The 14046-nt window shown below is 38.5% G+C and carries 11 protein-coding genes; 10 read left to right on the top strand and 1 reads right to left on the bottom strand.

Annotated features, from left to right (window positions below):
* Positions 1-5: 5 nt before the first annotated feature.
* From ssb to dnaB, 7 genes are all read left to right on the top strand, one after another.
* Positions 6-524, top strand: coding sequence for a single-stranded DNA-binding protein (ssb, locus tag KI375_RS14370; RefSeq protein ID WP_212974159.1), 519 nt, complete (start codon positions 6-8; stop codon positions 522-524).
* Positions 525-615: 91 nt separating this feature from the next.
* Positions 616-852, top strand: coding sequence for a 30S ribosomal protein S18 (gene rpsR / locus KI375_RS14365; protein ID WP_207452391.1), 237 nt, complete (start codon positions 616-618; stop codon positions 850-852).
* Positions 853-1435: 583 nt separating this feature from the next.
* The gene (locus KI375_RS14360) at positions 1436-2377 is read left to right on the top strand and encodes a YybS family protein (RefSeq protein WP_212974158.1); all 942 of its coding nucleotides are present in this window, start codon (positions 1436-1438) and stop codon (positions 2375-2377) included.
* Positions 2378-2404: 27 nt separating this feature from the next.
* Positions 2405-4378 (top strand): DHH family phosphoesterase, encoded by a 1974-nt coding sequence (locus KI375_RS14355; protein ID WP_212974157.1) that lies wholly within the window; start codon positions 2405-2407, stop codon positions 4376-4378.
* Entirely contained in the window at positions 4375-4824 is a 450-nt protein-coding gene (rplI, locus tag KI375_RS14350) for a 50S ribosomal protein L9 (protein ID WP_212974156.1), read from the top strand. The genes KI375_RS14355 and rplI overlap by 4 nt, the downstream gene beginning before the upstream one ends.
* 68 nt (positions 4825-4892) lie before the next feature.
* Positions 4893-5426, top strand: a complete 534-nt coding sequence (locus KI375_RS14345; RefSeq protein WP_212974155.1) for a GNAT family N-acetyltransferase — start codon at positions 4893-4895, stop codon at positions 5424-5426.
* 258 nt (positions 5427-5684) lie between these two features.
* On the top strand, positions 5685-7049 hold the full coding sequence (dnaB, locus tag KI375_RS14340; RefSeq protein ID WP_212974154.1) for a replicative DNA helicase: 1365 nt from the start codon (positions 5685-5687) through the stop codon (positions 7047-7049).
* Positions 7050-7432: 383 nt separating this feature from the next.
* Here the strand turns inward: dnaB and KI375_RS14335 are convergent, their stop codons facing one another.
* Positions 7433-8527 (bottom strand): hypothetical protein, encoded by a 1095-nt coding sequence (locus KI375_RS14335; RefSeq protein WP_212974153.1) that lies wholly within the window; start codon positions 8525-8527, stop codon positions 7433-7435.
* Between the two features lie 365 nt (positions 8528-8892).
* Between KI375_RS14335 and helD the strand changes: the two genes are divergently transcribed.
* From helD to yycF, 3 genes are all read left to right on the top strand, one after another.
* Positions 8893-11172 (top strand): RNA polymerase recycling motor HelD, encoded by a 2280-nt coding sequence (gene helD, locus KI375_RS14330; protein ID WP_212974152.1) that lies wholly within the window; start codon positions 8893-8895, stop codon positions 11170-11172.
* Between the two features lie 471 nt (positions 11173-11643).
* Complete coding sequence (locus KI375_RS14325; RefSeq protein ID WP_212974151.1) at positions 11644-13059, top strand: M23 family metallopeptidase; 1416 nt, start codon at positions 11644-11646, stop codon at positions 13057-13059.
* A gap of 279 nt (positions 13060-13338) precedes the next feature.
* The gene (gene yycF / locus KI375_RS14320; RefSeq protein ID WP_207452383.1) at positions 13339-14043 is read left to right on the top strand and encodes a response regulator YycF; all 705 of its coding nucleotides are present in this window, start codon (positions 13339-13341) and stop codon (positions 14041-14043) included.
* Positions 14044-14046: the final 3 nt, after the last annotated feature.

Below are 14046 nucleotides of genomic sequence, written 5' to 3'. Positions count from 1 at the left end.
TTCTGATGATGAACCGAGTTGTCTTAGTAGGTCGTTTAACGAAGGATCCAGATTTGCGATATACTCCAAATGGAGTTGCTGTTGCAACATTTACTCTAGCTGTTAACCGTACTTTTACGAACCAACAAGGTGAGCGGGAAGCTGACTTTGTTCAATGCGTGACATGGCGTCGCCAAGCTGAAAATGCAGCTAATTTCTTGAAAAAGGGAAGCTTGGCTGGTGTAGACGGGCGAATTCAAACACGTAATTTTGAAGGACAAGATGGTAAACGCGTATATATCACTGAAGTTGTAGCAGACAATGTGCAATTTCTTGAACCTAAAAGCTCAACATCAGAACGGAGAGGGGATTTTGGTGGGAACCAATTTGGAGGAGATCAGGGAAACTCCAATTATTCCCATGGTTCAAATCAGGGTCAGCGCAACAACCAGAGTAACAACCAGAACTTTACTCGATCCAATGATGATCCGTTCTCAAATGATGGAGAACCTATCGATATTTCGGATGATGATCTACCGTTTTAGAGATTGATTCGATGAAATGAAATACATTTAGCTGCTTCTTTTAAAAGGAAGTTGCTTTGACAAGAATTTGGATAAAAAGGAGGTTATCTTGATGGCTGGTGGACGTAGAGGTGGACGTAAACGTCGGAAGGTTTGTTACTTTACAGCAAATGGGATTACTCATATTGACTATAAAGATATCGATCTTCTTAAAAAATTCGTCTCTGAGCGTGGGAAAATTCTTCCACGTCGTGTAACTGGAACAAGTGCTAAGTATCAACGTAAATTAACGATCGCAATCAAACGTGCTCGTCAAATGGCATTGCTTCCATTTGTACTAGGAGAATGATGATAGAAGTAAAAGGGCAGTAAGGGTAAAACCTTCTGCTCTTTTTATTTTTTAGGAAATTACAAAATTGTCGCTTGTGGATAAGTTGTAATTTTGAGTTTTGTCGTCTAGCTCCAGCACCCAGCAAACTTTCAGCTTCTGTTTGCGTAAGTCAACATCGGCTCATCCTTCGCCGTGCTGTCTAGCTACAGACGGCAGGAGTGAGAGACTCGCAGGATATGAGTACATCGGTGTTTCGACAGGACGTCGAGCCTTTACCGATGTTCCGCAAAATAACCTTGAAACGAAGAAGGGGAAATTTACCCTTCTTCGTTTCAGGAACAATTGCTTGTCGCCGATAGACGGACGCCTTGCGCTTTTCTTGTTTTTAAAAGGATATTAATTAATGTTTCTTTTGGTAACCTTAAAAAAGAATATGCAGCAAACACGATAATAGTTGGATAGCTGGGTGAACAATGATAACGCATTCATGACCCTTTGGAAAGTCGATCTCCATTTCTTTTTAAATCTAGGGTGGCAAGGTTGAAGGTTATGGCAATCATCGGTAAAATAGAAGGGTATATGAATTAAGAGGGGTGACAAAGTGGGAAATGCCCGTACGATAACAGAAGGGGCTATGTTGTTAGCGATTTTCTCGATTATGCTTGGAATAGCCATTTATGTGCCATTTTCGGCAATTCTATTGCAATTGTTTTTTGTTTTGCCGTTTCTTTTATATGCTGCTAAGCATCCAACGAAATATTCGCTTCTTTTTTTTGTTCTTGCTTTCATTCTTTCCTTCTTTATAGGATCTGTTCTAGGTGTAACCATTACAGTTTTATATGGGATTACAGGATTAATAATGGGATATGGCATACAGAAGAATGAGAAGAAAGGAAATATTTATATTGCTTCTAGCATAGGGTTTTTGTTTAGTTTGTTATTAGTATTTGTTGCAGCAAAGGTATTCTTCCAATTAGATTTCATTGATGAATATCAACAAATGTTTAAGAATACTGTGAATCAATACATGGATACCTTAACAGCTTTGGGACAAACGCCATCGACAGAATTAAGGGAACAGCTATTGGGGATGGGGAATCTAATTGGTTCAATAGCTCCCACTATATTAGCTGGTGGGGCGTTTATTACTGTTCTGATTTTGATCGCTGTGAACTTTCCCATTGTTAAGCGCTTAAAGGTACAAGTTCCGAAATTTCGTCCTTTTCGTAATGTAACTTTCTCTAAAGCATTGGTATGGATATACTTAATCGTCCTATTGTGTTCGATGTTCATTACAGATGACACAAATTCGTACTTTCAAATGGTGATTTTGAATGCAACCTTTCTGCTTCAATTCTTATTAGTGATTCAGGGATTATCTTTTGTTTTTTACTATGCCCATGTGAAAAGATGGGTGATAGTCATACCGATTTTGGTGGTTGTTGCCACGATTTTTATACCGTTTTTGCTTTCAATTGTAAGTGTGTTAGGTATAATTGATATAGGTTTTAGTTTGCGACAGCGCATGAATACTAAAGTGTAGGAACAAGTTTTTAAAGGAGCTGAAGGGATGCCTTTTTATTTAAAGGAGCGCAAATCGCTATATCCACTATATGGTATCATGGCCGTGGCAGTTGTTTTGCTTATTTATATTGGCTTGACGAACATATGGGTTGCGCTGGTGGGTGCTTTTATGCTCTTGGCCTTGTTTTTGCTTGCTGTCTTCTGGGAAAATAAGATGGTGAAGGCAAGAGAGGAATATGTCAAAACCCTTTCTTATCGAGTGAAAAAGGTCGGAGAGGAAGCCTTGTTGGAAATGCCAATTGGGATCATACTCATTAATGATGATTATTATATTGAGTGGTCCAATTCTTATATGGCCTCCTGTTTTAATGAGACTTCTCTTATAGGTCGTTCCTTATATGAAGTAGGGGAGCAGCTTATTCCATTAATTAAGCAAGATATTGAGAGCGATATTGTGACGATTCGTCATCAGAAATTCCGCGTCGTGATGAAGCATGAAGAAAAATTACTTTACTTTTTTGATGTGACGGAACAAATGGCTTTAGCAAGACAGTATGCGGAGGATAAAGATATCATCGGAATCATTGTAATGGATAATTATGATGATGCGACTCAAGGAATGGATGACCAGGCTCGGAGTGGTTTAAGTAACCTTATTACATCATTAATAAATGATTGGGCATTAGAACATGGAATCTTTTTAAAAAGAACATCATCTGATCGGTTTGTGATCATATTAAATGAAAAGATTTTTCGTGAGTTGGAAACAGGTAAATTTTCCATATTAGATACAGTGAGGGAAACAACTGGTAAGGAAAATGTTCCTCTGACATTAAGTATTGGGATAGGAGTAGGAGATTACTCACTTCCCGAATTAGGAGAACTCGCACAATCCAGTCTAGATTTGGCTTTAGGCCGAGGAGGAGACCAAGTTGCGATTAAGCTGCCAAATGGTAAGGTAAAGTTTTATGGCGGCAAGACCAATCCGATGGAAAAACGTACAAGAGTGCGAGCTCGTGTCATTTCCCATGCATTAAAGGAATTAATGGTTGAAAGTGACCAAGTGATTGTCATGGGCCATAAATTCCCTGACATGGATGCCATTGGTGCTTCAATCGGAATTCGAAAAACGGCAGAATTGAATCAGATTGATGGATATATCGTTGTTGATTTTGACAATATTGATATTTCTGTTCAAAGATTAATTGAGAAAATGAAGGATTATCCTGATCTGTATTCAAAGCTCATCAGTCCAGATGAAGCAATGGAATTAATAACAGATCATACTTTATTAGTTGTTGTGGATACACATAAACCTTCTCTTGTGATTGAAGAGCGTTTATTAGGGAAGACCGAACGAATTGTGGTTATGGACCATCATCGCAGAAGCGAGGATTTTATTAAAAAGCCTCTGCTAGTCTATATGGAACCATATGCTTCCTCGACAGCTGAGCTTGTAACAGAGTTATTGGAATATCAACCAAAAGTGAAAAAATTAAATTCATTAGAAGCAACAGCCTTATTATCTGGTATTATTGTTGATACAAAGAGCTTTACACTTCGAACTGGTTCACGTACCTTTGATGCTGCATCATATTTGCGGACCCAAGGAGCTGATACCGTGATGGTACAAAGCTTCCTGAAGGAAGATATAAATACGTATATTAAGCGGTCTAAATTGATTGAGACCGCAGAATTATATCGTGATGGCATTGCTATCGCTAGTGCGGAAGAAAATAAAATTTATAACCCTGTGACCATTGCGCAAGCAGCGGATATTTTACTATCGATGGATCAAGTTACAGCCTCTTTCGTCATTTCTAAGCGGACTGAAAGCCTTGTTGGGATCAGTGCAAGATCCTTAGGGGAAGTCAATGTGCAAATCATCATGGAGGCCTTAGGGGGCGGAGGACATTTATCCAATGCCGCTGTCCAATTAGAAGGATATGAGGTTGTAGAAGCCGAATTAAAACTAAAACAAGTCATTGATGAATATCTAGAAGGGAGTCAAGACGAATGAAAGTTATTTTTCTAAAAGATGTAAAAGGAAAAGGGAAAAAAGGCGAGGTTAAAAATGTCGCCGATGGCTATGCACATAATTTCCTTATAAAAAATGGCTATGCTACTGAGGCCACTTCTGGAAATATGAAGTCACTAGATAATCAAAAGAAAAAGGAACAAAAAGAAGCCCAGCAAGAATTAGAGGAAGCGAAACAGCTAAAGGCGAAAATGGAAGAGTTAACTGTGGAGCTTACAGCAAAATCAGGTGAAGGCGGCCGTCTATTTGGCTCCATCACAAGCAAGCAAATTGCGGCTGAATTGAAAAAAACACATAATATTAAAGTAGATAAACGGAAAATTTTATTGGATGATGCCATTCGTTCATTGGGTGTTACAAAAGTTGAGGTTAAGCTTCATCAAGATGTGAATGCCACATTAGATGTGCATGTTTCAGAAGAAAAGTAAAATTACGTGAAAAACCGCCTCAAGGCCTATTGAGGCGGTTTTGTCGCTCCAAAGGCAGGAGATTGCAAATGGAATATAACTTTGAATCAGAAAGATTAGGTTTCAGAAGATGGCAAGAGACAGATAAAATTCCATTTGCCCATATGAATGCGGATGTGCAGGTGATGCGCTATTTTCCTAGCACACTGACAAGAGAGGAATCAGATCAATTAGTGGCTAGGTTCGAAAGCCATTTTCAAGAGAAGGGATATGGAATATGGGCGGTTGAGTTAAAAGAAACGAGGGAATTTATCGGTTTTATTGGTTTATTGACGATCAAGATGGATACCGACTTCCAAGGTTCAACTGAGATTGGTTGGAGATTAAATGCTCCATTTTGGAAGAAGGGATATGCGATGGAAGGTGCGAAGGCCTGTCTGAACTATGCCTTTCACACTTTACATCTACCGGAGGTTTATTCATTTACGGCATTGCTAAACAAGGATTCGGAGAAGGTTATGCAAAGAATTGGTATGAGAAAAGTAAGAGAATTTAATCATCCAAAACTTGAAATCGATCATCCATTAAGAAGGCATGTTTTATATAAACTAGAGAATGTATAGAAGTTGTTCAAAAGTCTGGTGAAAATGACTGCGAACGAACGGAGCTTCGACTGAGTACCGATATATTCTGAAGTTATCACAACACGCCCAAGTCCGTCTTGAAAGCCGAACTTGCTCCTTTTTGAATACGGTACTTATAAGGAATTTGGTAGAATGGAAGAGATTTCCCAAAAAGAATATTGGGAGAGAACAGGATTCTTTTGTCGAAAAATAGTATAATGATAGATAGACTGTAATTAGCAGGGGAGAGGAATCATCGTGAGTGAGTTGTTTTTAGATCGGACACCACCGCAAAATATTGAAGCTGAACAAGCTGTTCTGGGAGCTATTTTTCTAGAGCCTTCTTCCATGATGCTTGCAACTGAAATTCTGTTGCCGGAGGATTTTTATCGGAGCGGTCATCAGAAAATTTTTGAGTGCATGATGAAACTAACTGAAATAGGAAAAGCCGTAGATTTGGTCACTGTTTCAGAGGAATTAGCGGCTTCCAAAACGCTAGAAGATGTTGGGGGCATTTCTTATTTAAGTGAATTGGCTGTCTCTGTTCCAACCGCCGCCAATATTGGCTATTATGCCCGGATTGTAGAAGAGAAATCTTTATTGCGACGTCTGATTCGAACAGCAACAAATATTGCGAAAGATGGCTATTCACGAGAAGATGAAATTGAAGCTCTTTTAGATGAAGCGGAAAAACAAATTATGGAAGTGGCACAAAGGAAAAATGCGGGTGACTTCCAAGATATAAAAGATGTTCTTGTCAAAGCTTATGATAATATTGAGCTATTGCATAATCGAAAAGGAGATACAACCGGTATTCCAACTGGGTTTGCGGAGTTAGATCGAATGACTGCAGGTTTCCAGCGCAATGATTTAATCATTGTAGCGGCTCGCCCATCTGTCGGGAAAACGGCTTTTGCTTTGAATATTGCACAAAATGTTGGGACGAAAACAGAGGAAAACGTTGCGATCTTTAGTCTTGAGATGGGAGCAGAACAGCTTGTGATGAGGATGCTTTGTGCAGAGGGTAATATTGATGCACAAAATCTTCGAACTGGTTCACTTACCAATGAGGACTGGGGCAAACTCACCATGGCGATGGGGAGTTTATCGAATTCAGGAATTTATATTGATGATACTCCAGGTATTAAAATTGGTGAGATCCGCTCTAAATGCCGCCGTTTAAAACAAGAGCATGGACTTGGGATGATCTTAATCGATTATCTTCAATTGATTCAAGGGAGTGGGAATTCGAAGGAAAATCGTCAACAGGAAGTTTCTGAGATCTCTCGTCAATTAAAGGGACTTGCTCGTGAATTAGAGGTACCAGTGATCGCTTTATCTCAGTTATCACGGGGAGTAGAGCAACGTCAAGATAAACGCCCAATGATGTCAGATATAAGAGAATCAGGAAGTATTGAGCAGGATGCCGATATTGTTGCCTTCCTCTATCGTGATGATTATTATGATCATGAATCAGAAAACAAGAATATTATTGAAATTATTATTGCCAAACAACGGAATGGCCCAGTTGGAACGGTTCAACTAGCCTTCGTAAAAGAATATAATAAATTTGTTAACTTAGAGCGGCGTTTTGATGATGAAGCCGTACCATCTGGGGCATAAAGAAAAAAGAAGATGGAACATAATTGGTTTCATTATAGAAAAAAACGAATTACTAGAGTGCATAAAACTCGCTCCGGAAATATACTTCGCTTTCCGCGGGCGAGTGGCAAGCCTCCTCAGGCTTCGCCTTTCGGGGTCTTGCCGAACTCTCACTTCCCGCAGGAGTCTACGTATATTTCCTGCGCTAAGGTAATACATTGTTCGTTTTTGAATCTTATCATTTTAGTTATGTCTCAGCCTTTTTTAATGATAGAAAGGGAGTATCCCATTTGAGGATTTAGAAATGGTATCTCGCTTCATATTGTTTTTCTATTAGATTTTGTCCTTTTTATTTTTAAAAGGTACGTTTATTATTATGCAACAATCCCATTAATCTCTCGAAATTACTTGTTAAAAACTAATAAAAATTCATTGTCTTCTCGAATATCTGCAAATTCAGGTGGCTCCAAAAACATATGAATATATCTTGAACGTAACCCTTCATTTCCTTGAACTTTTAAATCAGCTAATTGTAAATGGTGAATAGTTTCTTTTCTATTTTTTTGCGTTGCCCAAATACAAATTGCATAAAAAAAGTGAGTGATTCCAGTTCCTTGATACTCAATTGCGTACTCAAATAACGTCATTGCCTTTTGATACCTTTTCTCCCACATTAGACATGTCCCAATCTCATGAGCCATATCACATACTTCATCAATATCGACAGACAATCCTTCATCGTATTGTTTGATATATAATTCTATTTTTGCAATAGCCTCTTTAATTGTCTCATCATATTTCTCGATTTGATTTTTGCCACTATACACTTCTAATAAATAAGAAATGCGCCGAATTGAAAATTTCCTGAATTCAGTCCATGAAGTATCTTCAGATAATATATTTTTGTAGCGCTTAATTTCTTTTAAAGCCTCATCATACCTTTTTAGATTAAAGGCAAAAAGCCCAGTAGCCGTTTCTACATATAACACCCGGTTTTGGCGATTTTGTTCCGTCGGCTCAACACTAGCCATTAAATCGTAATAGATTTGAAACCACTCATCTTCTTGCTCTTCGTGAACCCATCCAACCGCTTGAGTACTGTCATACATTACTTTTATCCAATTATCGAGCTTCATGTTTTCCTTTGCCCAATCTAAAAAGCGCCGTTGTTCTCGTATCATTTCTTTATATCTTTTTAAGAGAGCAAGGTTGTCAATGAGTTCCCAATTTGCCCAAAATGTATCTTCTTTTGAATTAAGATTACCCCCGTGTTGTAGATATTTTTTCATTAGCTCTATTCTTTCGTTTAAACCATCGTCCCCTAAATATCCAAATATTTTATGTGCAAGCCGAACATAGTTTATAGAGTAGTTTGATTGTACGACTTCCTCTTTTACTAAATGATAAGCCCTTAATAATAAGTCTTCATAATCCTTTTTTGGGTCAATTTCAGTCTTACTTATAAATCCATTAAATACCGAATTAGCATTCATAATCATTCACCTCGTTTGTTAAGAGTAAATAATTTCTAGTCTTATTAAAGATGTTATTAGTTAAACATAAATTATGATCTGCCAGAGGTGGAGCGATTCCTAAATTTAATATCTTCAGGATGATAGAGGTGTAATAACTTAAAGGGGAACTTATTAGGAGTGAGTCGTAATGAGTGAATATTCTGTCAATATAGAGCGCGGATTATTACTTAGATCTACTTCGTTAATACATGTTGAGATTTTCCCATAGATATGCTATATTAAAGAATGCGTCAAAACTATATATAAGTAAAATATATCTATCCAACTTATATTTTACTACAAGTCACATGGGATGTCAAGCATATAATTTCAATAAAGGAGTGTTGTTGGTGGAGAAGCGGAATGAGGAGTGGCAAAGGGAGCAAGCCCGCATTGAGATGATTCAACAGGTGATTAAGGCAAAGCTTGAAAAGCTCCAGGAACAAATGGGCGGATTAAAGGAAGGGGTTATTGAGCTTAGACGGGATTTTTGGAAGGATGTCACGATTAATTTAGATCATCCTGATGATGTGATTGAGACCTTTGCGAGCATTAAGCAGCAGTCTGAACTGTTAGCCGAACAAGAACGAAATCATAAGCAATCCTATAAAAAAGTCCAGCAACTTTTGCAATTGAATCAATCGCCTTATTTTGGCAGGATTGATTTTCATGAGGAAGGAGAACCAGAGGTTGAGCAGATTTATATTGGGATCACCTCTTTAATGGATCAAAAAGATGAAGACTTTTTAATCTTTGATTGGCGAGCTCCCATTTCCAGTCTTTATTATGATCATTCACCAGGAGTGGCATCCTATCGCACACCATCTGGCGAAATTGAAGGAAATATGAGGTTGAAGAGACAATATATCATTAAAGGCAGTAAGCTAAAGGGAATGTTTGATACAGGTGTAACGATTGGTGATCAATTGTTGCAAGAAGTATTAGGTGGAACGGCCAATACCCAAATGAAAAGTATTGTCGCGACGATCCAACGGGAGCAGAATCATATTATTCGTAATGAGAAAAGTCGATATTTAGTTGTACAAGGCGTTGCCGGCAGTGGAAAAACCTCGGCAGCTATGCAACGTGTCGCTTATTTACTCTATCGCTATCGCCACACACTTACATCGGAAAATATTATGCTTTTTTCTCCTAATCCACTATTTAATAGCTATGTTGCTACTGTACTACCTGAATTGGGCGAGGACAATATGGTCCAAACGACATATCAGCAATATCTTCATTCTCGATTTGGCAAAGCTTTCTCTGTAGAAGACGCCTATTCACAAATTGAATATACATTAACTGCTATGGATGAACCGGAATACGAGCAGCGTGTAAAGGGGATTCGCTTAAAAACCAGTATTGATTACAAAAAATTAATCGATGAATATGTTGCAAAGCTGTCCACTCAAGGCCTTATTTTTAAAACCTTTTATTTCCGTGGGGAAGTACTTTTTTCGAGCGAAGAAATTCACGATTTATTTTATTCCCTTGACCCAGAGATTTCGATTCCCAATCGTCTCAAGCTCACAGCAGAAAAACTGCTAAAGGATCTGTCCGCTTTTGCCAAAAAGGAAAGGGATAAGGATTGGGTTTTAGAAGAAGCAGAGCTTTTAGATAAAGAGGACTATTTAGAGGCCTTCCGCCAAACACAAAAGGAAGAAGAAGATTTTGGTGATATAGAACAGGAAGAGCGATTTTTAAAGAAGAAGATTGTCAGTGAACATTTAAAATCCATTCGCCGCCAGTTGAAGGGATTGAAGATATGTCATATTGAAGCTCTGTATCGTCAATTTCTTTCAGCAGATACAATGACAGGGACTGAAGATTGGAGGCAGATTCGCGCATATACGATCAACCAGATCGATCAGCGGGTGATCCCTTATGAAGATGCGACACCTTATCTATATTTACAAGATCAACTAGAGGGAAGAAAGGCGAACACATTCATCCGCCATTTATTTATTGATGAGGCACAAGATTATTCTCCCTTTCAGTTTGAATTTTTACGACAACAATTTCCCAATAGTAAAATGACGATTTTGGGTGATATGAATCAAGCCATTTATGCTCATTCTATGCATGCCCCTACATTATTGAATGCTGAGCTTGAGGGGGAAGAAAAGATCGTTCTCACAAAAAGCTATCGTTCGACTAAGCAAATTGTAGAATTTACGCGCAATATGATTGAGGGTGGGGAGCTTATTGAACCTTTTAACCGGAATGGTGAGGAGCCAACGGTCACGAAGGTAAAAAGCCCTGAATCTTTACATGAAGGAATCGTGAAGCGTGTAGGAGAGTTGCAGGAGAAAGGTCATGAGACCATTGCAATCATTTGTAAAACAGCCGCGGAGAGTCAGGAAGCTTATGAACAGCTCCAAGAGCAGATCCAAGTACGCTTAATGAAAAAAGAAACGAATGCATACGAAAAAGGGACGATTATTTTACCTGCCTACCTCGCGAAGGGAATTGAATTTGATGCGGTTATTCTCTACAATGCCTCAGAACAGCAATATGGCAGGGAAATGGAGAGAAATTTGTTTTATACTGCTTGCACAAGAGCCATGCATGAATTACATCTCTATTCACTAGGTCCTTGTTCTCCTTTTGTCCAAAAAGGACTGTAATAAAATTAGTTTTACTGTGATTTTGTCGAAAACTGTTGCCAAGTAGGAATGTTCATGATAATATAAAAAACATTCATTACATTTTTCCTCAAGGAGTATTGCGATGACGTAGCCTCTCGCAATGCTTTTTTTATACCCTTTTTTACCCTTCCTCATGTAAAACTAATCCATTGTAAACTAATTGTAATATGAATGTTATGTAATGTAGTAATAGGTTCTGCCTTTGTTTGAAGCAAGAGATAGCTTAAGAACAGCGTTATCGTAGTTCCTTTAATCAATCGTATTACAAGAAATGACATCAATTATACATTTATATTACATTGTCTTATATATCCTTTATTCCCAATACTTATATGGTAAAGTAAACCCGAAAAGAGTAATAAAACTATTGACCTACTTAAGTAGTGTTCAAACACACCATTAGATAGAGAGATTAGGTGGAAAACGATCTAGGGAGGAAATAAGGGGAAAATGAATCTTCATGGTAGAAGAAACAAAGTCGGAGCATATCTGATCATGACCATATCTGTGCTAGCACTTATCATGAGTGGGACACCATCTGCGCAGGCGGAAACAAACTTACATACAATTTATCATGTGTATATGGATGAAGAGTATCTTGGCAGTGTATCCAGCAAAGCTGTCGTAGAATCAGAAGTAGATAAACTGATTGAAGAAGAAACGCAAAAGTATAAAGACTACCAACTTGAACTAGCAAATGACCTTACATATATAGAAGAGGATGTATTTCGAGCAGAATCAGAGGATGACGCCATTCGGGAAAAAATAGCTGAAAAGGCGAAAATCCAAGCTATCTCAACAGCTATCACCGTCAAGGATGAGGCAATTGTTTACGTGAAAAATGAAGAGGTAGCAAACAAGGTAATTGAACGCTTTCAGCAGGAATATGTGCCAGAGGCTCAGTGGAAGGCGTATCAAGAAAACGAAGATGCCTCAGTTGACCTAAAAAAAGATGAATCAAAGATTACCGATATTAAGATGAAAGAGGATACGAGCCTCCAAGAGGTAGTGGTTGATCCAAAAGATATATTAGAAGAAAAGCAGGCAGTGGAATTTCTGCAAAAGGGTACATTGGAAGAAAAACAACATGAGGTTCAAGAGGGAGAAGTACTAGAGTCAATTGCGAACGAGTATAACCTATCTACGAAAGAATTAATGGAGCTAAATGAAGGCATTACAGAGGATACAGTGTTGCAAATTGGCCAAGAACTACAAACTGTTGTAACGAAGCCATTGCTTCATGTTGTAGTAGAGAAAGAATTGTATCAGGAAGAATCGGTTCCATTTGAAAAAGAAGTGATAGAAAACGATGAGATGCCAAAAGGGGAAACAAAAACCAAGCAAGCAGGCAAAAATGGAACAAGTGGATTTTTATATCAGATTGTAGAAGAAAACGGGAGTCAGAAGAAGAAAGAAACAAAAAAAGAAACACAGATTAAAAAGCCAGTAAAAGAAGTGATTGAAAAAGGAACGAAAGTCGTTCCTGACCGTGGTTCAGGAACATTTGCTTGGCCAACCAATGGCGGGTACGTCTCTAGTAAAATGGGCCAACGTTGGGGTTCTCTCCACAAAGGTATTGATATTGCGCGCCCTGACAATCTCACTATTAAGGCAGCGGATAACGGTGTTGTCGTATCAGCAGGCTGGGACGATGGTGGATACGGAAATAAAGTGGTCATTGATCACCAAAATGGATTCCAGACTGTTTATGCGCATATGGATTCGATTAGCGTATCAGCTGGACAAAAGGTAGAAAAGGGTTCTGAATTAGGCATAATGGGTGCGACGGGATTTGCAACAGGTGTTCATCTTCACTTCGAAGTTCATAAAGATGGTAACCTGAAGGACCCACTAAGTTATTTATAAACCTTTGGAATAAAATGGCGGGGACAGATCCTTAAGAGTGACGAACTCCTTTGGACCTGTCTCTTTTCATATGGTAAAATAGATGAGATATCTAGAATTTTATCTGAATGAATTCTCTAGAATATTTTTAAGGTTGGATCAAACTTGACTATTACATGTCCCAGTATACTGATGAGAAGGGACTTTTTCTTAAGAATTATACATACTACCCCAGAAATGACTGATCCTCTTCTGGGTCTGTATTCCATTACGAAGATAATGAAAGGGAGATGAGAAGCGATGGATAAAAAGATATTGGTCGTCGATGATGAGAAACCCATTGCCGATATTTTACAGTTTAATCTGAAGAAGGAAGGATTTACTGTTCAATGTGCTTATGATGGGGATGAGGCTTTACAACTTGTGGAAGAAATGAAGCCAGATATGATTCTTTTAGATATTATGCTTCCGAATCGCGATGGAATGGAAGTCTGTCGGGAAGTGCGCAAGAAATATAATATGCCAATCATCATGTTAACAGCGAAGGACTCGGAAATTGATAAAGTATTGGGCTTGGAATTAGGGGCAGACGATTATGTAACAAAGCCCTTTAGTGCGAGAGAGCTCATTGCACGTGTGAAAGCAAACTTACGCCGTCATACGCAAGTTCAAAGCTCCGAGGATGAGGGAAATAACGAAATTACGGTTGGTGCTTTAACCATTCATCCAGATGCATATGTCGTAACAAAGAATGGGGAAACGATTGAATTAACGCACCGTGAATTTGAATTAATCCATTATTTGGCGAAACATATTGGTCAAGTGATGACGCGTGAGCATCTTCTCCAGACTGTTTGGGGTTATGATTATTTTGGTGATGTTCGGACGGTCGATGTGACAGTAAGACGGTTGCGTGAAAAGGTAGAGGACAATCCAAGTCATCCAATGTGGATCGTCACAAGAAGAGGAGTCGGTTATTATTTACGAACTCCTGATCAGGAGTAGGAT

Source organism: Bacillus sp. J14TS2 (assembly GCF_018333015.1).
Lineage (GTDB): Bacteria > Bacillota > Bacilli > Bacillales > Bacillaceae_C > Lederbergia.
The sequence above is the reverse complement of the archived record's forward strand: the minus strand, read 5'-3'. Positions and strand labels throughout refer to the sequence as shown.

What these genes read in the sequence shown, in the direction of transcription:
- ssb (WP_212974159.1), top strand. Translation starts at nt 6, where the DNA reads ATGATGAACCGAGTTGTCTTAGTAGGTCGTTTAACGAAGGATCCAGAT.
- rpsR (WP_207452391.1), top strand. Translation starts at nt 616, where the DNA reads ATGGCTGGTGGACGTAGAGGTGGACGTAAACGTCGGAAGGTTTGTTAC.
- KI375_RS14355 (WP_212974157.1), top strand. Translation starts at nt 2,405, where the DNA reads ATGCCTTTTTATTTAAAGGAGCGCAAATCGCTATATCCACTATATGGT.
- rplI (WP_212974156.1), top strand. Translation starts at nt 4,375, where the DNA reads ATGAAAGTTATTTTTCTAAAAGATGTAAAAGGAAAAGGGAAAAAAGGC.
- KI375_RS14345 (WP_212974155.1), top strand. Translation starts at nt 4,893, where the DNA reads ATGGAATATAACTTTGAATCAGAAAGATTAGGTTTCAGAAGATGGCAA.
- KI375_RS14335 (WP_212974153.1), bottom strand. Translation starts at nt 8,527, where the DNA reads ATGATTATGAATGCTAATTCGGTATTTAATGGATTTATAAGTAAGACT.
- KI375_RS14325 (WP_212974151.1), top strand. Translation starts at nt 11,644, where the DNA reads ATGAATCTTCATGGTAGAAGAAACAAAGTCGGAGCATATCTGATCATG.
- yycF (WP_207452383.1), top strand. Translation starts at nt 13,339, where the DNA reads ATGGATAAAAAGATATTGGTCGTCGATGATGAGAAACCCATTGCCGAT.